The 15722-nt window shown below is 46.2% G+C and carries 11 protein-coding genes; 4 read left to right on the top strand and 7 right to left on the bottom strand.

Features of this window, described 5'->3' with window-relative positions:
* The first annotated feature begins 417 nt into the window (after positions 1–417).
* Positions 418–1692: an oligosaccharide MFS transporter gene (locus NLX78_RS01725; RefSeq protein ID WP_254349458.1), complete on the top strand. Its 1275-nt coding sequence runs from the start codon at positions 418–420 to the stop codon at positions 1690–1692.
* A 94-nt stretch (positions 1693–1786) separates the two neighbouring features.
* Here NLX78_RS01725 and NLX78_RS01720 read toward each other — a convergent pair whose 3' ends face one another.
* Entirely contained in the window at positions 1787–3490 is a 1704-nt protein-coding gene (locus NLX78_RS01720; protein ID WP_254349457.1) for a methyl-accepting chemotaxis protein, read from the bottom strand.
* A 33-nt stretch (positions 3491–3523) separates the two neighbouring features.
* A complete protein-coding gene (locus NLX78_RS01715) occupies positions 3524–4798 on the bottom strand; it encodes an ABC transporter substrate-binding protein (RefSeq protein WP_254349456.1) in 1275 nt (424 codons plus the stop codon).
* A 243-nt stretch (positions 4799–5041) separates the two neighbouring features.
* On the opposite strand from NLX78_RS01715, the gene NLX78_RS01710 reads away from it, so the two are divergent.
* Positions 5042–5890 carry a copper amine oxidase N-terminal domain-containing protein gene (locus tag NLX78_RS01710; protein ID WP_254349455.1) on the top strand — a complete coding sequence of 283 codons (849 nt, stop codon included), beginning with the start codon at positions 5042–5044 and terminating at the stop codon, positions 5888–5890.
* 141 nt (positions 5891–6031) lie between these two features.
* Here NLX78_RS01710 and NLX78_RS01705 read toward each other — a convergent pair whose 3' ends face one another.
* The 5 genes from NLX78_RS01705 to NLX78_RS01685 all read right to left on the bottom strand — a co-directional run bounded on the left by NLX78_RS01705 (position 6032) and on the right by NLX78_RS01685 (position 12924).
* A complete protein-coding gene (locus tag NLX78_RS01705) occupies positions 6032–6373 on the bottom strand; it encodes a darcynin family protein (protein ID WP_069291665.1) in 342 nt (113 codons plus the stop codon).
* 83 nt (positions 6374–6456) lie between these two features.
* Complete coding sequence (locus NLX78_RS01700; RefSeq protein ID WP_254325875.1) at positions 6457–7038, bottom strand: Crp/Fnr family transcriptional regulator; 582 nt, start codon at positions 7036–7038, stop codon at positions 6457–6459.
* A gap of 125 nt (positions 7039–7163) precedes the next feature.
* Positions 7164–9005, bottom strand: a complete 1842-nt coding sequence (locus tag NLX78_RS01695) for an adenine deaminase (RefSeq protein WP_254349454.1) — start codon at positions 9003–9005, stop codon at positions 7164–7166.
* 153 nt (positions 9006–9158) lie between these two features.
* The gene (gene helD, locus NLX78_RS01690) at positions 9159–11537 is read right to left on the bottom strand and encodes an RNA polymerase recycling motor HelD (protein WP_254349453.1); all 2379 of its coding nucleotides are present in this window, start codon (positions 11535–11537) and stop codon (positions 9159–9161) included.
* Between the two features lie 355 nt (positions 11538–11892).
* Positions 11893–12924: an FUSC family protein gene (locus NLX78_RS01685; protein WP_172828310.1), complete on the bottom strand. Its 1032-nt coding sequence runs from the start codon at positions 12922–12924 to the stop codon at positions 11893–11895.
* A gap of 186 nt (positions 12925–13110) precedes the next feature.
* Here NLX78_RS01685 and NLX78_RS01680 point away from each other — a divergent pair, with 186 nt between their 5' ends.
* Positions 13111–14433, top strand: a complete 1323-nt coding sequence (locus tag NLX78_RS01680) for an MFS transporter (protein WP_483311667.1) — start codon at positions 13111–13113, stop codon at positions 14431–14433.
* 93 nt (positions 14434–14526) lie between these two features.
* A complete protein-coding gene (locus tag NLX78_RS01675; RefSeq protein WP_254349452.1) occupies positions 14527–15696 on the top strand; it encodes a glycosyltransferase family 4 protein in 1170 nt (389 codons plus the stop codon).
* Positions 15697–15722 lie beyond the last annotated feature (26 nt).

Genomic DNA, 15722 nt, shown 5'->3' with positions numbered 1-15722 from the left:
ATATATGTTAATAGAGCCTAGTGATAACCCGCGCCTTTAGGATGAGTGGGTTTCGTCTTAACTCATCGTTACACAATACTCTATATACGATCAGTATTTCAAGTAACTTTGTACTTGCAGAATGAACTTAGTGAGCTTAATGAACTATAAGAGAATTTTACACTTAGGACTTATTTCTCACAAGATGTAGATATCGTACTATTCCTCTTCAACATATTTAAAATAGTTTGAGCCCCCATTAATCCATATCAGGATCTGCTGTTTTATTCAAATCCTCAACTGATTGAAATAAGCACAGGAAATCTTGGGAAAATGCCCTATGGAAGCAAATGAAAAATCCTTACAATTAATAGTACAGACAATACATATTGACGTTGGCAATACATTGAGCAGCTACATTTTAAAGGGGGGCTTAACATGATGAAATTGGCAAAACGCAACTATTGGTCTCTGAGTATTTTTAACTTCGCTTATCTGTTTACATGGTCTGCCGCCATGTCTTTTTTTGTCATTTGGCTGGGACAAAGCCTGGGAATTTCAGAAACCTACACGGGATTTCTATATGCGGCTAACTCAATCGTGGCCTTGATTATGCAACCCCTGTTCGGTTACTTATCCGACAAGCTGGGTCTGAGAAAACATCTGCTGTACATACTCTTTACAATTCTTTTGCTCGTCGGACCCTTTTTTATCTATGTGTACGGTCCATTACTTCAAACGCAGTTCGTCATTGGTGCCATTGTTGGTGCGCTATTTATCGGCCTGGTATTTAATGCAGGTAACGGGGTCGTCGATTCGTATATGGACAAAGTTTCGCGTAAATATGGCTTTGAATACGGGCGGGTTCGTATGTGGGGTTCACTTGGGTGGGCGGCGGCTACTTTTGTTGCAGGACGGGTCATCAATATCAATGTAAATCTGACCTTCTGGATTGCCTCGGTATCTGCCGTTGTTGCCATGATCTGCATCTTCCTGACCAAAGTCGAAATGTCCGGACAGGAGCAGCAGAAAACAGAGTCGTTGAAGCTAATCGATGTGCTGCATCTCGTACGTACCAAAAAGTTCTGGTTTCTTATGCTATTCATGGTTGGCGTGACCCAAATCTATGAGGTATATGACCAACAGTTTGCCACATACTTCGTATCACAGTTCAGTTCCAAAGCGGAAGGAAATCAATTCCTCGGCGATTTGAGCGCTGTGCAGGTTTTCCTAGAATTTGTGTTCCTTTTCGTTACCCCTTGGTTTGTGAACAAAACGACCGCCAAATGGGCATTAATTATTGCCGGGTCGATCATGTCTTTGCGTATTATCGGCTCTTCGTTGCCATTCGGTTCCATATGGGTAGCTGCAATGAAGATGATTCACTCCCTGGAGAAACCGCTTATTCTGGTTGCCATCTTCAAATACATTACCGTTAACTTTGACCAGCGCTTGTCCTCCACCATGTACCTGCTGTATTTGTTTATGGGCTCCCTGGTGGTTTCCATTTTCTCGCCCATTGTGGGACATATGTATGAAGTATTGAATTTCCCGATAACTTATGTAATTCTGGGTTCCATTGCAGGCCTGTTCACCATCATATCCTGCTTTACACTGACAGCAGACAAGAAGAATGGGGAGCGGTATCTGGAGGAACGTCGTAAACAGGATCTGAAAAGAGCAGCCAAAAAAGCAGAAGCCGTTCATTCGTAATCTAATGGTTTGAGCTTAACAAAACAGCGGCAGTCTAGGACTTTTTTCTCGTCCAAGGCTGCCGCTCTTAACTCCAGTTGGTTTGAAGCTTATTTTAAATCTTGAATACCGACACCGTTTGATTCATCTCTTCCGCCCTCTTGGCAAGCATGTTAGCACCTGCTGACACTTCCTGCATGGATGCAGTAGTTTCCTCGACTACGCTTGCGACTGTTTGAGTAGAATCTGCTGCACGTTCGGAGATTTCAGCAATTTTCTTCATCGATTCCACCATAGAAACGGTTCCTTCATTTACGGATCTTGCTTCTAAAGCCGCCGTGTCCACCTCACCGCTCACTTCTTCAACGGCACCTACAATCTCAGAAAAAACGTTACCTACGCCTTCGACAAGCATCATGCCTTCATTCAGCGATTGAACACCTTCATTCATTGAAATCACAACTTCATCTGTTCTTAAGGTAATTTCGTTGACGAGCGAAGAGATCTTGCCTGTTGCTTCACTTGCTTGTGCCGACAGATTGCGTACTTCATAAGCGACAACCGCAAACCCTTTTCCCTGCTCTCCCGCCCTCGCAGCTTCTATACTCGCATTTATTGAAAGCAAGTTGGTTCGGGCTGCTATATCACGGATCATAGCTGTGATCTGTCTGATCTCCGCAGACTTTTCTCCTAGAATATTTACCACTTCAGCGGATTGAGTTACCTTGGTATGCACATCTCTTATTTGGGAGACAGTCGAAGACATTTGGGTTTTCCCGTTGTTTGCTTTTTCTTGTGCTTGGGTTGTGAGATTAGCCACATGAACAAAGCGATTGGTTATGTTGTCTACACTTTTAGAAACGTCTACCGTGTAATTCAGCGTTTCAGCTATATCTGCAAGCTGTGTCTGAGATCCCTCTGCGACTTGTGTGGCACTTATAGCTATCTGCTCGGTAGCGATGCTTGTCTGTTCCGCACTGGCCGTTAACTGTTCAGCCGTAGAGGCAACCAGTAAGGAATTATCCACAACTTCCTTTAAAAGGTTGCGCAGTGAATCGCACATTTCATTAAAATCGGATGCCAGTTCCCCGACCTCATCTTTTGACCGGACTCTAAGGGGCTCCACTTGCAGGTCCCCCCTCGTTACCAGCTTTATCTGTTCCGCAATCTTTAATATGGGCTTAGTGAACGATTGAGCCAGTAAAAAAGAACCGATAATTCCTAGGATCGTACATATGATAGTCAGAGAAATCATCAAAATTCTACCTGAATGGTAAGATTGACTCGATTGATTAGCGGCATCAGTAGCGTACTGCTCATTAAGTAACTTCAGTTTATTTACATTGTCTAATGCTGCCTTATAAATAGAAGAATTTCCATGAATGATCATGTAGGCCATCACTTTGTCGTTTTCTTCCATAGCAGCGGAAACCACCTTTAGATGGCGAAGATACATTGCCCACTGACCATAAAAATTGGTGAACAGTTCTTTTTCCTCTGCCGTAGAGGCTAAACTTTGATATTCATTTACACTCTTATCCATTGAAGCTGTAGCTTTGGTTAATTCTTCTTGATAAGTGCTGCGAACAGCCGCATCCTCTTCAAGTATCAATCGAACGGTGAGTCTATCGATTTCTGTAATCTGCTTATCCATACCCTGAAGAAGAATAACCGCAGGCAAAGACCTGTTATTTACCTTATCAGAAGCCTCACCCATTTCCGACATCTTAATGACGCCTATAACACTTGAAAGGGACAGTACGATAACCAGTATGAGCGCTGCACTAATTATTTTTTTCTTTAACGTTAATTTAAACATCTTTATCTTCCTCCCGTAACTGGTCTCGTATCATCACTGCTGAGCTTTCCAGTATATGCGTATTTGGCGCAACAGCTCAGCCTTATCTATCTTTCCACTAATGTAGCTTTGGATAGATGCTCCTGTGATGGCCCCGTGATCAGGTGGAAGTGTTGCCATAAACGGCAGCGTCTTTCCGTTCGACATATATGACTTGATCGATCGTCCCAAAGGATCGGCAGGCTCTAAATTAATATTTTTGAACGCGGGTATCGTATTAGCCTTGTTTACCAGAAATTCTTGTCCGGACTTGTCGTATACCAGCCAGTTCAGAAACTTCTTTGCTTCCTCTTGCTCCTGAGGTGTTGTAGTTGTGGAATCAATGAAAATATACTTTGTTACACCGACTGTGATTTTAGCATTGTTAGGGTCATCCGTATTATCGCTTAACGGAAGAGGCAAAAAACCGTATTCCTCATTTGCTGTATCATTGCTCTTAATCCCAGCCCAAGCCCAGTTGCCCATAAACCAAAGCCCCACTTTTCCCTCTCCTAATGCTTTGACTCCATCGTCATACGTGCTGTCCAAAGGTGAATTCTTATTGATGCTGTTATTCTTGAGCAGATCTAAAGTTTGTACCCATCCAGACATTACATTATTTTGGGACATGTCTATGGAGTTATCCTGCATACCTTTAACAAACTCTGGAAAACCCACAGGTTGAACAGAATAAGACAGAGCTAAAAGATGAGAGCCGAGAGACCAGTCCATTGGTGAAAGCATGACCGGTGCTACTCCCGTCTTCTGAATCTTAGCCATTAATGAGTTCAGGTTGCTTCTACTTTTCACCGAAGAAGGATCAAAAGAACCCCCTGTTGCCTTGTCCAATACTTTCTTGTTATAGATTAATCCGTAGCCTTCTACTGCAAATGGGAATCCCAGCACAGCATCGTTTTTCTTAACTGTATCAAGTCCATTTTCTATCGTATCGGCTACCCACTTCTCTTTACTTAAATCAACGGCTTTATCCAGGAATGTCTGCGTGTCGCCCGGGTCAAGCATCGACATAGTTGCTGGACTTCCTGAGCCGTACATCGACATCAGCTTTTGATATGCAGACGTCCCCTCAGGAGCGGTTATAATCTCCAAAGATACTTCAGGGTGCTCTTGATTGTATTGTTTTGCTACTTCTTCTAATTGGGTTTTTATTTCTGATTTGGAATTCAAAAGTGTAATCTTGGTCGTCTGCTGTGATACTGGTGAAGCTGAACAACCTATAAACATCATTAAACATACTAGAGAAATCGCAACTTTTAGCTGTTTTCTCATTAACTTTCCCCCTAAGGATTTACTTTGATAAATTTTATGAATAATATTCAATGTTATCGACATAATTCTCCAGGAAGATTAGTAATTTTTAGTTGGTAAATATCGGAAGGTAATTAAATAGTACAAACTGGTTGTTACGTTAAGTTAACGGACAGGACAGCGCAACGTTTTTTTATCCAGTTGCGTCTTCATATGTGGGAAGTTACTGCGCAACAAATTTAACCGAAAAAGGAGCAATCATTTATGAACAAAGCATTCTTTGCGGCTTTTCTTGCAATTTTTCTATTTATTTCATCGTCCACTACTTATGCAGCACAAAATCAGATCAAAGTTGACGGTGTGACTATTACATCCGATGTAAAGCCCGAAATGAAGAATAAACGCACTATGGTACCTCTACGTGTTATAAGCGAAAGTTTGGGGGCTAGCGTCGAATGGTCCGATTCCGAGGTTATTCTCGCTAAAAGCGAGATGAAAGTAAAATTAACAGTAAACAGAAACACAGCGGAGAAAAATGGTGAACAGATACTGCTCGATGTAAAACCATACACGAAAAATAATCGCATATATGTTCCACTTCGTTTTATTGCAGAGGCGTTTGGCTGCAATGTCAATTACAGCAACTTTGCAGTGACTGTTGATACTAAACCATTGTTCATAAACGATGTACAAGTAAAAGCACTTCAACAGGAATACCATATGTTTATGGGCGGCGTAGTTCAGCAAGTTCATGGCAATGCATATAATGAAACCATTTATAATATTTTCGCAAAAAACATAGGTAAAAAGGTCGAAGCACCTGCAAACTACTCTTGGAGCTTCACTATTGACACACCTGGATCTTATTATAAAAATGCACAATATGATTTTTTAGGCCAAAAAGGGAAAAGCTTAGCTCGTTTTGATATTTATTCTTTAATTAGTCCTGTTCCATCTGAACTTTCAACAGAATATCCAGAGATTTTGATTCATGACGTATCGAAAGATGAGTGGTATTTGTTTAACGATACCGCAAGAAAATCCATTAATCAGTTAATGGATACCGCTGGAAAGAACGGTTTTCTGAAGATTATAAGTAACACAGTTGTATAATGTGATTTTTTCTTATTACACTTTTTCGTCTCCAAAAGATAAAAGGCGAATTCCCAGCTGAACATAAGCAGCACAGGAATTCGCCTTTTTTAACCGTATATAAGATGAACTCTTCATTTTACATAGAAAGCGGAATGACGGTTATTTTTCCATCTGTAGCATTTCTGACTCATAGGACTGAAAAGCATTTTCCATACCCATCACTACATCTTTAATCTTCATGTATCCTTTGGTATACGGCTCCGAATCGCGAATTTCTTCCCACATATAGTGATATTGCTTCATGTCCTCCGTTTCGCATACGACGAAATCGGTGTAGTCCTTTCCAGGCAGTGCTTCTGCATCAAAAAAACGAACCTGAACATGTTCGCTATATTTTTGAATGGTAGCCTGCAAGGCCCCCGCATATTTTCGACGTTCCTCCCGAGGTAGAGCCAACCAGGAAGGGTAGAACTCCAATAATACAATCATCATATAACGCATATGCCTTATCTCCTTTTTTGGTGAAGCTTGAATGATTTATCGTTATTGTACGCTGCTTGTCTACAACGTCGCATTAACATAGGTTAATGCGGATCACTACGCAGCAAACGACTAAGTGATACAGGGGAGACGCCTATGTACGAAGCTATATGATATTGGGCAACTCGTTTGTCCAATCCGGGGTATTTGAGAAGAAAAGCATGATAACGCTCCTTAGCGGAAAGATACAATAATTCGCGCTCCCGTTCCTCTTTTCGAATATAAAGTCTTTCTACACTTTTACGGACGAATCTTTCCCACATATGGCTAGTATCCATAAGCTCCTTCAATACGTGATATGGAATTTCAATGACAACCGAATCTTCCATGGCCTCAATCGAAAAAGTGGATAGTTCTCCTTGGATCATAGCCCCATAAGAGGTTACGTAATCATCTTCTGGCGAAAAACCAACATTGTATTCTCTGCCATCTGCTAATGTATAAAATAAACGGAATAATCCCTCTGAACAAAAATAGGCATGTTTCACAGGCTCACCCGTTTCAATGAGAACCGTTCCCTGCTGAATATGCTTCACACAGGTTTGCTCTACAAACCTGTTCCAATCCTGCTCTATAATCGAGGCATGATGAGCCATTTTTTCTAATGAACGATAATAGGGATGCATCTGCTCACCGCTCCTTGATTTTTATAAAGGAATCGAAGATATTTTTTTGACTTCGTGTATGAAAAACAGGGGTTATCCCTCAGGTCTGGGCAGACCTGTAGGACAACCCCCAGCGACGTGTTCTATCAGACTTCCGCAGCATCCTCTTCCACAAAAAGAGATACCTTGCGGATGCCATCCGCTCCGATCACGACAAGCCCCTGATCCGACAGACGGATTTCAGGGATAACGACCAGTGCGAGCAGTGACAATGTCATCAGCGCGTTGTTCAGCATGCAGCCGGACTGCTGAAGTGCCCGGCTGATACTTTCTGACTGCGCAGCTACCTCTGCAAACGGAGCTGGGGACATCAGCCCCGCGATAGGCAGCGGGAAGCGCGTCTCACCCGAGGCGGATACGACCACCACGCCACCACGCAGGGTAACAGCCTGCTTCGCCGCCTGTGTCATGAGCTCGTCATCATTACCTATGACGAGTAGGTTGTGGCTATCATGCGCGACGGTCATGGCAATCGCAGCCGGCTCGGTGAAGCCGACACCTGTCACAAGTGCCACCGCGTGACTGCCACTGGCATGATGGCGCTCGAAAACGGCTATTTTGCACAAATCCTGTGTAGGATCTGCCGTGACTTCTCCATTACGGACCGGAACGGTCATTCGCACTTCCTTCGTGTCCACGTGGTTTTCCGTAACACGAATCACCCGTACAGGTACATTCCCCTCCTGTACTGGAGCCGCAATGCGAAAATCTGCAGCACTCAGCTCTCGTCCCAGATGGACCGTGTCCATCACTTCAGCAGGATAAACGAAGCCGTCCCAATCGGCGACCATTTGACCGTGCTCGGCCACCAGCTGGCCCGCTGCGATGGTAGCCGTCACATTCACTTCGGCCAATCGGCCATCAAGCAAAATAATGTCGGCAATCGCACCCGGAATGATCGATCCGATGTCCCGTGCCACGCCGAAGCGCTCTGCCGTATTCAGCGTGGCCATCTGAAACGCGGTTACGGGCTTGACGCCCTGTGCAATGGCATGACGCACGACGAAATCCATCTGCCCTTCATGGAGCAAGGATTCTGCGCTGCGGTCATCCGTTACCAGCATCATGCGGCGCGTGTCGAGACCCATTTCCGTGCTGGCTCGGATCGTCTCGGCCACATCATGCCATGCGGAGCCTTGCCGCATCTTGGCATACATGCCGAGCCGGATACGCTCGGCTACATCCTCGGGCGTGACACACTCGTGGTCGCCCGTAATTCCCGCGGCTGCATAGACCGGCAGCCGCCAATCATCGGAGGCCCATGTAAAATGGCCATCCGCCACCTTGCCCGCGCGCAGCGTGGCCTGAATTTCACCGATCATCACATCGTCTCCATAGACGACACCAGGGAAATTCATGACTTCGCCCAGCCCGATCATATCCGGGCCCCAGCTTAACGCCTCTGCGACTTCGGCCGGGCCGAAGGAGGCACCCGTCGTTTCCAGCTCCGGACCTGTGGATGGGACGCAAGAAGCCACCTGCATGTAAGCAGCCAGCGGTGTCGTACGTGCTTCGTCCAGCATCAGACGAAGCCCTTTTAGACCCAGTACATTGGAAATTTCATGCGGGTCAAAAAAACCACCCGTCACTCCCAGTGGCAGTACAGCCTTAGCGAACTCCGTTACGGTCAGCTGCGTGCTTTCGATGTGACAATGTCCGTCCAGTAACCCCGGTGCCATATAGCGGCCTTCCGCTTCAATGATTATGGTGTCTTCTCCAATCGTATGACTGACGTCCCTACCGACGTAAGCGATACGAGCACCTTGCACAGCAATAGACATGCCCGGCAGCAACTCGCCCGATACCACATTGACCAGTGTTCCTCCGCGGATCACCAGCGATGCCTTGCGCTCTCCTCTAGCTGTAGCTACCAACTCGGGTACACAGTCCGCTAGCGGCGGGCGTTGAAATACACTCTTCATGTCCATTACGTTTGTAACCTCCGTTTATGCTTCTTACCTGTTTTGCTTATTTGCTTATGTTACTGGAATACGCTCCATAATGCCAGCCAACTCTACATCTATTCAGGCATCGCAAGGGTTTCTAAGGCATTTGTCCCCGGCTGATTGCCAATGTCCTCTCTATAGAACACGATCACTTTCTTCCACTTTGAGGGTATACGTATCCGAATCCCGTAAACTCACGAATGGCGTAATCTCCCCTATGCTATAAATATGCAGCAGATGCATCGCTCGCGTACAGGCGGTGTAGAACAGCTTACGCTCACTCTCACGCTGGTATTGTTTCGCTGATCCGTCATAAATCAGAACCGCATCGAATTCCACGCCTTTTGCCAGGTAGGCCGGAATGATATGAATCCCCTTTTCAAAAGCAGGAGTTGTTTTCTTAATTAGTTTTAGCTTCACTGACAGCTGTCCTTCCAGCGCTTCGTAGGCTGCCGCGCTTTCGTCAGCATTTTTACAGATCACCGCGATGGATTCATAGCCTTCTGCCAACAATTCTGTGACATTCCCAACTATCAATTGATGCAACTTTTCAAGCGAACGCACCATGGTTACAAGAGGCTTCTCACCCTTACGGTTAAAGGGTACAATGTGCTCTCCCCCAGCGACCATCCCCCGGGTAAATTCCACAATCTCCTGTGTTGAGCGATAGCTGCGTGTCAGGGAAATCATCTCGGTCTGATCTGCACCATACAATTCATACAATGGCTCTGCATCCTGAAGCACCGAGGCATGGGCATAGATGGCCTGATTAAAATCACCCAGTGCCGTCATTTTAGCCTGTGGAAATAAACGCTTGAAGAACGCCAGCTGGAATGGGGAATAGTCCTGTGCCTCATCAATAAACACGTGACGGATGTTGCTATTGGAACGAAAGCCCAGCATCAGCTCACGCAAATATAAAAAGGGCGTCACATCCTCATAGGCTAACTCCCCAGACTGAATTCGTTCCAGGGTTTGTCGACTAATTTCACCCCAGCTGACGGGCAGCTCTGCATGATTCGCCAGTTGACTCAACAATGCCTCATTCATAAACAGCTCGCTGTAGAGCCGAGTCGTATCTACGAAGCGAAGCGCCTTAATCCATTTGCGCAGGGGCTTTAAGCGGCCACTGACCACCATACGCGCCAATATTTCTCTTTCACGCGTAAAATCGTCGAAGGTATCGCCCTTATTCTTGGATTTACGGCGCATGCGGTTATAGGCACGCTGATAATCCTCCGGCTCCATCAGATCCATCTGTTGATCCACCCATGGGGCGGAGCATTCTTCCTTACCAAAGCGGGCCAGCTCTTTGAGCATCCAATCCCGCAGCAGTTCCAATCGATTCGCCAGCCGCACCGTAGAGTCGAATTCATAAAACTTGCGTGCCATTTGCTCTACTGAAACCACCTCACGTCCCTGAAAACGGATGGGTTTAAAACGCATTCCCTCCTGTTCCAAATACGTCTTGTAGCTTGTAATCACATGTAAGAACGTCTTGGACGACTTAAAGCGGATACCCTCCATCCTAGCTTCATACCCAGGCTGTAACGATGCTGAAAGCACATATTCCAGCTGTTCAAATGGATCTTCTAACTGAAACTCCCGGCCCAAACGCCGCTCCAAATATTCCTGAAACGTGGCCTGAAGCATATTTTCCTCACCTAATTCAGGCAATACTGTCGATACATAACTGTTAAACATCGGGTTAGGCGAAAATAGCACGACCTGATCCGCTCGTAAGCGATCCCGATACTTATACAGCAAATACGCTACTCTCTGAAGCGCAGCAGAGGTTTTGCCGCTTCCTGCCGCCCCCTGAACAATGAGCATCCGGCTTCGATCATCACGGATGATGCGATTTTGCTCCCTTTGGATAGTAGCGACTATACTTTTCATTTGAGCATCCGAGCTGCGGCTCAATACTGCTTGAAGAAGTTCGTCTCCAATCGTCACTCCTGTATCGAACATAAACCGGATCTGTCCATCACGGATCGAGAATTGGCGCTTAAGCGTGAGTTCCCCTTCCATCTCCCCGGCCGGGGTCTTATATGAGGCGGGCCCCGGCATGTTATCGTAATAAAGATTGGAAATAGGCGCACGCCAGTCGTAGATCAAAAATTCCTCATCTTGATTATCCAGCAGGGAGGCAATCCCCAGATAAACACGTTCCGCAGTCTGCCCTTCCTCAGCAAAATCAATGCGTGCAAAATACGGTGAATCAAGCAACTTTTTCAAACGACCTAACGCCTCTGTGGAATGCTTGTGTCTTCGTTCCCGCTCAGACAAAATCTCGGACTGCTGACGCAAACTGGTGGACGTCTCGCCCACATCGTCCGCCTCACTGAAATTGATCGTTACCTCATCCCAGAAGTCTTTACGCATATCGACGACATCTCCGCGCACAGAACCAACCTCTGTCTCTAGCTTCCGAATACGCCCGCTAATCACTGCGGTCACATCTTCTACTCTTCGTTGTTCTTCATTCCATTGCTGTTCAGTAGTCACTGGCATCGCTCCTGTTCCGTTTCCTCCTGCTCCATGCAGGGCTCCCTTGCGTACAAACTATGCTCTATTATGGACCCGGGCATACTCGCGGCATCCCCCTGATCCGGGAAAATTGACTAATCCTTTGAAGCATGCTATAATGTAACAAGAAGTGTAGTTCACAACTTACGCTTATGGTTTCACCATAAAACAGAGCATCCTCTATTGTAGCAAGTTCAGTCCCTGTTCGCAACCAGCGGGCTTTTTTTGTGCGTTCTGGCAACCATCTATTAACCTGTTCTTACATACTTGAATTCATTACATAAAAAAGCGACCGTCCATCTGATTGATGAATGCGGTCGCTTTTCTTTAGGAAATTCGCCTATCTGCTCTCTTCTACAGGATGAATATGATCGGCCAGTCTGCTCAACCTCTCCAGCTGATGACCATAGTCGTACATCGCCGCAGCCACAATGGACAGCCGCAGCATTCCTTCCTGACAATGGTCAAAACGTGTAATCGCATGCTTCATAAATTCGCCGTTGGCTTGCTGAAACAATTCACTTTCGTCCTCATTCGGCTTTAGCTTATCTTCGAATTTCAGTAGAGCATGCTCGTGAAAACGAATCAGCAGCTCCAGATGACTGTCAAAAAAAGCATCCGTTCCTTTTGGCCGTAAAGACTGGAAGTAGTGTCTTTCCACTGCATCCAGTACCTCATATCCTTTGTGTAAACTTCCGAGCATTTGTTTGTATACTACCATTTGTCTCGTTTGACTAAACTTGGAGCGCTTGAGCTTCTTCTGCTCTTCCTCGAACAAATGATATTTGTCCGACAGCGATTTAATGGCTCCCTCCAGATTTCCTTTTTCCTCTTTAAAGACAGACTCCTTAATCTCATCGGAAATGGCAGTACGCAGCAGCAAGGACATGCTGTTAAATACATTTTGAATCTGATTAATAAACTGCCTTTTCGGTTTCGGGGGAAAAACACTAACATTGATGACAAAAGCAGACACAATCCCAATCAAAGTGAGCGCAAAGCGGGTCACCGCAAATTTCCAGTCCCCTGAGGCTTCCATTACAGAAACAACGGTCACGAGTGTCAATCCAACCGTATCAGCCATATTTATTTTCAGACATATCATAAGTACCAATACACATACCAGTCCAACTGCAATCGGCTCATTCGAAAATACCATTCCGCCCAGCAACGCCATGATTGCACCGAGTGTGCTTGTTTGGAGTTGATCCAGAAAATAACGCCACGACCTATATATCGACGGTTGCATGGCAAAAATAGCGGCTATCGCTGCCCCCACAGGCGAATGGGTGTTCAAAAGCGTGCTCAGAAAAAGGGCGAGCGTCACTGCGATTCCCGTTTTTAACACCCGTGCTCCAAAAGCCAAAGCCATCCCTCCTGCTTACCTTTCAAATTTATCCATACCGAATTACTATAATGAAAATTCAATGTAAAGTCCATGCTTTATTATTACCCAAAACAATCGGAGATCAGGAATATTTATGAAATGTACAGTTCCTGCTAGAATACATATCAACAGTATTAACTTATTTGCAACACGTCACAGGAGGAACTCATCGTGCCATGGATTAGCAAAATGTTAGAAGAGCCCCGAAAGTGGCCGCGTAATATCCGATTGTTTTTTATGGCCAATCTGTTGTACCAGATGGGTACAGGAATGTTTTCTGTACTATATAACCTGTATATCCAAGGGCTTGGCTTTGACGATGATATGAACGGCCAAGTGGTCAGCATGCAGGCGCTAGCGACGGCGTTGTTGTTCATTCCGGTCGGATTTTTGGGGGATCGGACGAGCCGCAAAAATATGCTGGTCATCGGCGCGTTATTCAGCGGCCTGGCCTTTCTCGCCCGTACCTTTACAGATACCAGCGGAAGCATGTTGGTATTTGCCGGAATCTCAGGTGTATTCGCCGCCTTTATTCAGGTGCTGGCTGTGCCTTTTTTAGCGGAAAGCATTAGTAAATCCCAGCGCTTAAAAATATTCAGCTATTACTCTGCTCTTGTACTGGCAGCTCAAGTTCTGGGTAGCTTCGGGGGTGGCGTACTCGCAGATGGGCTGCAGACGTGGGGAATCACACCGCTATCCAGTCTGCGGGTTGCTCTGTTCCTTGGAGGAATGGCAACATTGACTGCTTTTATTCCTCTATTGTTCATCACAAAAACTACGGCAACCTTAGAAGCACCAGCTCCTGCCGAATCTTCACCTCAAACAGAACAAGTACATACACCGCACAGTACATCCGATATCCCTGCCTTGGAGACGCCTGCTGCTGCTTCTGATCGCCGGGTTATTGGACAATTTGTTCTTGCCCAGTTTTTTCTTGGGTTAGGTTCAGGTCTGGTCATCCCGTATCTTAATTTGTATTTTACGAACCGCTTCTCCGTATCGCTCAGCGCAATGAGTTTACTGATTGCACTCGGCCAGCTTATGACCATCCTCTCCATGTTGATCGGGCCTACCCTCGGCAGCCGGATTGGACTGGTCAGAGCTGTAGTTGGCTTCCAACTGCTTTCGCTACCCTTCCTTCTCATTACAGGCTTTACGAACGTGCTATGGATCGCTTCCATCAGCTTTCTATTCAGGCAAGCGCTAATGAATGCAGCCAATCCGCTGCAAACCGCCATTCTCGTCGAACGTGTGTCAGATAAAAATCGCGGCATTGCCAACTCCATTCTCCAGACGACCTGGATGCTAGGCACCGCAGGTATGGGACCTGTACAAGCCTATTTGGTTACAACATATGGAAACTACTGGGGCTATGCCATCACATTTAGCATGACAGGTATTTTCTATATTTTGTCCTCCCTCGTCTATTACAGAATGTTCCGAGAAAAGCGCCCGTCCGCGGGCCAGCTTTTACAAAACCCGGCAAGCCCGTAAACAAAATCATGACACAATAAAAGCCGGAGCCTCCAAGCGGACTCCCCTGGAACGTCATAGGATAAATGAGAATGGCGGAGGAGGAATGAAGGCATGCTTCGAGTTGCATTATTTACGGACACGTATACGCCTGACGTGAATGGCGCTGCTCTGACCTTGGAACGATGGATTGGCTATCTGGAGACACATGGAGTATCTACGCTCGTCTTCGCACCGGAGGCAGACCATCATCTGCCTTCTGGGCCGGGTGTAGAGCGATTTCGGAGTATTCCCTTTTTGTTGTACCGGGAATGCAGACTTGCGATCCCCAACGCCAAACAGATCAACGAGCGTCTGTCAGCCTTTTCCCCGCATCTGATTCATGTCGCTACTCCATTTAACCTTGGCCTGTATGGAACAAGCTACGCAGCCAAACACCATATTCCACTCGTCGCCTCATATCACACCCATTTTGATAAATACCTCGAATATTACAAGCTTCGCTGGCTTGAACCTGCGTTATGGAAATACATGCTCTGGTTTCACAGACATTGCGAAAGGGTATATGTCCCTTCTCAATCAACCATGGAATTGTTGCGCAATAAAGGAATGGGACAGCTCGAAATCTGGAGTAGAGGCATTGATACTGACCGATTCCAACCAAAGGTGGACCGTAATGCAGTTTGGAAGAAATGGGGCGTTCATGCAGATGCATTTGTTATTTTGTATGTAGGCAGGCTTGCACCGGAAAAGGGGATAGACACATTACTGGATTCCTATCTCCAGTTACCCGATGACGTTCGCGCAGCCTCTGTGCTGGTCATTGCAGGAGATGGTCCATTGTATAAGGTCAAAACTGCAGCGGATCTAGGGGTGCCGGAGCATGCAGTCCACTGGCTTGGTTTTGTGAAAGGGCCGGAATTAGCTGAACTCTACGCCGCAGCCGACGTATTTCTCTTCCCTTCCACCACTGAAACCTTCGGTAATGTTGTACTGGAGGCTATGGCGAGCGGTACACCTGTGGTCGGTGCCAATGAAGGCGGGGTAAAAGATAATCTAATCCATGGAAATTCAGGGCTATTGTGTCCTGCTGGGGACGCCGCTGCCTTTGCCAAAGCTGTACACCTGTTGTACGAGGATGCCTCACTTCGTGATGCTATGTCCAGAGCTGGTAGAGCCTACAGCCTGGAGCAGACATGGGACCGTATTTTTGAACGGCTACTGGACAGCTACATGGACGCAGCAACCCTACACCTCGACAGCCGTCCCATGACGCGAATGTAGCCTTCAAAAACAGCGAAATTTCAGAT

Origin of the sequence: Paenibacillus sp. Lou8.1, from assembly GCF_024213565.1 — a bacterium.
GTDB classification, from domain to species: domain Bacteria; phylum Bacillota; class Bacilli; order Paenibacillales; family Paenibacillaceae; genus Paenibacillus; species Paenibacillus polymyxa_B.
Note: the sequence above shows the minus strand (reverse complement) of the source record. Positions and strands in the feature narration are given on the sequence as shown.